This window comes from Blastococcus sp. KM273128 (genome assembly GCF_021698975.1).
GTDB lineage: Bacteria > Actinomycetota > Actinomycetes > Mycobacteriales > Geodermatophilaceae > Blastococcus.
The window spans coordinates 1-3,553 of record NZ_SSXA01000137.1 but is presented as its reverse complement, the minus strand read 5'-3'; the positions used below and the strand labels follow the sequence as shown (position 1 = coordinate 3,553).

Sequence of the window (3,553 nt, the reverse complement as noted above, 5' to 3'; positions counted from 1 at the left end):
CCGGGCGACGGCAGGGCAGGCTCCTGCGGCCGCGTTCGAGCTGATCATTTTCGAAGTCGGGAGAGCACACGTGGGTTCGGTCATCAAGAAGCGGCGCAAGCGGATGGCGAAGAAGAAGCACCGCAAGCTGCTGAAGAAGACGCGCGTCCAGCGCCGCAACAAGAAGTGAGCTGAGGCTCGTGCCGCCTGCGGTCGTCCTCGTCACCGGTGTGAGCCGGTGGCTGGGTGGCGCGCTGGCGGCCGAGCTCGCCTCCGACCCGCGCATCGAGCGGGTCATCGGGGTGGACACCGTCCCCCCGTCGCCGGCCGTGCTGCGCCGGCTGGGTCGCACCGAGTTCGTCCGTGCCGACATCCGCAACCCGCTGATCGGCAAGGTCATCGCCGCGGCGTCGGTCGACACCGTGGTGCACATGAACATCAGCTCCACGCCCGCCGGCTCGGGCGGGCGGGTGCCGATGAAGGAGCTCAACGTCATCGGGACGATGCAGCTGCTGGCGGCCTGCCAGCGCGCGTCGTCGGTCCGCCGGTTCGTCCTGAAGTCGACCAGCGCCGTCTACGGCGCCTCGTCGCGCGACCCGGCGGTGTTCACCGAGGCCATGCAGGCGCGCCAGGTGCCCGCCGGCGGCTTCGCCCGGGACAGCGTCGACATCGAGGGCTACGTGCGCTCGTTCGGTCGCCGCCGTCCCGACGTCGACGTGGCCGTGCTGCGGTTCACCAACTTCATCGGCCCCCGCATCGACTCGCTGCTGACCGGCTTCCTCCGGATGCCGCTGGTCCCGACGGCCCTGGGATACGACGCCCGGGTCCAGCTCCTGCACGAGGACGACGCGCTCGCCGTGCTGACCCGCGCCACCACCGGCGACTTCGCGGGCACCGTCAACGTGGGCGGCGAGGGCACCCTCCTGCTCTCGCAGGCCATCCGCAGGCTCGGCCGGATCGAGGTCCCGGTCCCCACGCCCGCCCTGGGCTCGGTCGGCCGGCTGTCGCGCCGGTTCGGCTTCGTCGACTACTCCCCGGAGCAGATGCGCTTCCTCAACTTCGGCCGCGTCGTGGACACCACGGTGCTGCACCGCGACTTCGGCTACACCCCGCGGTTCACCACCGCCGCCGCGCTGGACGACTACGCGCGCACGGTGCCGCCGGTCCTGGACCCGGCCGTGGTCCGGGCGGCCGGGGGCGGGCTGCGCTCGCTGCTCGGGCGCATCGGCGACACCGCGTCGGCCGTGGAGCACCGGCTCCGGCCCGCGCCGCCGGCCCCGGGACTGCGGGCGGTGCGCGATGCCTGAGGCCCGGGTGATCCGGCTGCGCCCCGAGGACGACGAGCCCCGCGTGAGCGCGCCGCCGTCGCCACCGGGGTGGGAGGAGCAGCTCGCCGGCGGGGTCGAGTTCCTGCAGCGCCGGCTGACCGGCGGGTACGAGACCGACGAGTTCGGCCTCGACCCCGACCTCGCCGACCACCTGCTGCTGCCGGCGTTGCGCCCGCTGTTCCGCTCCTGGTTCCGGGTGGAGACCTTCGGCCTGGAGAACGTTCCCGCAGACAGCGGTGCCCTCGTGGTGGCCAACCACTCCGGCACGGTTCCCGTCGACGCGCTCATGACCACCGTGGCGCTGCACGACGAGCACCCGGCCGGCCGCCGGTTCCGGTTGCTCGGCGCCGACCTGGTCTTCGAGCTGCCGGTCGTCGGTGCGCTGGCGCGCAAGTTCGGCGCCACGCTGGCGTGCAACGAGGACGCCGAGCGGCTGCTCACCGGCGGGGAGCTGGTGGGGGTCTTCCCGGAGGGGTTCAAGGGCATCGGCAAGCCGTTCCGCGAGCGCTACACGCTGCAGCGGTTCGGCCGGGGCGGGTTCGTCTCCGCGGCGCTGCGCACCGGTGCGCCGATCATCCCGTGCGCCATCGTGGGCGCCGAGGAGATCTACCCGATGATCGGCAACGCCCGTACCCTCGCCCGGCTCCTCGGCCTGCCCTACTTCCCGGTCACGCCGACGTTCCCGCTGCTGGGCCCGCTGGGCCTGGTGCCCCTGCCCTCGAAGTGGCTGATCGCCTTCGGCGCGCCGATCGAGACGGCGTCCTACGGCCCCGCCGCCGCGGAGGACCCGATGCTGGTGTTCAACCTGACCGACCAGGTGCGCGAGACCATCCAGCACTCGCTGTACCAGCTCCTGCTCCAGCGCAAGGGCGTCTTCAGCTGAAAGGACCCTCGTCAGGGGCCCGCGCCGAGCGTGCGAGGCGTGCCCTGGGGTGAGGTGCTGGAACGGCCCTCGTCAGGGCCCGCGCCGAGCGTGCGAGGCGTGGGGGGACGAGGGTCCTCCTACCAGGGGAGCTTGTTGCGGCGGCGCAGGGCGATGGTGCCGCCGACGAGCCCGCCGGAGAGCGCGGCCGCGGCCACCGTGGGGACGCCGATCTTCGCCGCCTTCCGGCCGGTGCGGAAGTCGCGGATCGTCCAGCCCCGGGCCCGTGCCGCCGCGCGCAGCTCGGTGTCCGGGTTCACGGCGACGGCGGTGCCGGCCAGGGAGAGCATCGGCAGGTCGTTGGCCGAGTCGCTGTAGGCGGTGCAGCGGGACAGGTCCAGCCCCTCCCGATCGGCCAGCGCCAGCACGGCCTCCGCCTTGGCCGGCCCGTGCATGAGCTCCCCGACCAGGCGGCCGGTGTACCGCCCGTCGACGATCTCCGAGACGGTGCCCAGTGCCCCGGTGAGGCCCAGCCGCTGGGCGATGATCGACGCCAGCTCCACCGGCGTCGCCGTGACCAGCCACACGCGCTGGCCGGCGTCGAGGTGCTGCTGGGCCAGCGCGCGGGTGCCCGACCAGATGCGGTCGGCCATCAGCTCGTCGTAGATCTCCTCACCGGCCTGCTGGATCTCGGAGACCTCGCGGCCGGCGACGAAGGCCAGGGCGTTCTCGCGGATGGTCAGCATGTCCTCGGCGCTCTCGTTGCCGGCGATGCGGAACTTCGCCTGCTGCCAGACGAACCGGGTGAGGTCGCGGCTGGAGAAGTACTTCCGGGCCGCCAGCCCGCGGGCGAACCAGAACAGCGAGGCGCCCATCATCATCGTGTTGTCCACGTCGAAGAACGCCGCGGCGGTGAGGTCGGGCTCGACGGCCGGCGGGCTGGCGACCTCGGCGGCCGCGGCGGAGGCGGCGCCGGCGACGTGGGCGCGGGTCTCCCCGGCGGGCTGGGTGGCGCGGCGACCGCGCACCGACAGTCGCGGCACGGCGACCTCCCTCACTCGATCCGGCTCGACGGTCCCGGCACCGGGCCCGGCGGGCCCCGGTACCGCTCCTGCGACCCTAGCTGTACCTAGCCGGGGCGCTGGCGCCGGTCAGTTCCCGGTCAGCACTGGCCGACGGTGAGCAGCGGGGGCAGGCAGATCCCCAGCGGGCCGGGCAGCGGGACGGTGACCACCGGCGGGGGCGTGCTGGGGCCCGTCCCGGTGACGGGGCGCTCCGGCAGCGGCAGGTCGGGCACCGGCGGCCGGGGGAGGTCGCGCGGTGTGGGCGTCGGGGGACTCGTGGCCACGTCCGGCCCGGGGGCCTGCGGTTCGCCGGGCGGGGG

General features: G+C 74.0%; 4 protein-coding genes and 1 pseudogene. 3 read left to right on the top strand and 2 right to left on the bottom strand.

From position 1 onward, the window contains the following. Positions 1-70: 70 nt before the first annotated feature. From E9529_RS21150 to E9529_RS21140, 3 genes are read left to right on the top strand one after another with little or no spacing between them, the layout of a single operon-like run. On the top strand, positions 71-169 hold the full coding sequence (locus E9529_RS21150; protein ID WP_012854759.1) for a 30S ribosomal protein bS22: 99 nt from the start codon (positions 71-73) through the stop codon (positions 167-169). A 10-nt stretch (positions 170-179) separates the two neighbouring features. Further along, positions 180-1,286 (top strand): NAD-dependent epimerase/dehydratase family protein, encoded by a 1,107-nt coding sequence (locus E9529_RS21145; protein WP_236833234.1) that lies wholly within the window; start codon positions 180-182, stop codon positions 1,284-1,286. After that, positions 1,279-2,190 (top strand): lysophospholipid acyltransferase family protein, encoded by a 912-nt coding sequence (locus E9529_RS21140; RefSeq protein WP_236833233.1) that lies wholly within the window; start codon positions 1,279-1,281, stop codon positions 2,188-2,190. Before E9529_RS21145 ends, E9529_RS21140 begins: the two co-directional genes overlap by 8 nt. Before the next feature lie 119 nt (positions 2,191-2,309). On the opposite strand, the gene E9529_RS21135 is transcribed toward E9529_RS21140, so the two are convergent. Continuing rightward, positions 2,310-3,212 (bottom strand): HAD family phosphatase, encoded by a 903-nt coding sequence (locus E9529_RS21135; RefSeq protein WP_236833232.1) that lies wholly within the window; start codon positions 3,210-3,212, stop codon positions 2,310-2,312. Between the two features lie 119 nt (positions 3,213-3,331). Continuing rightward, positions 3,332-3,553, bottom strand: a pseudogene (locus E9529_RS21130) (hypothetical protein); the annotation flags it as partial.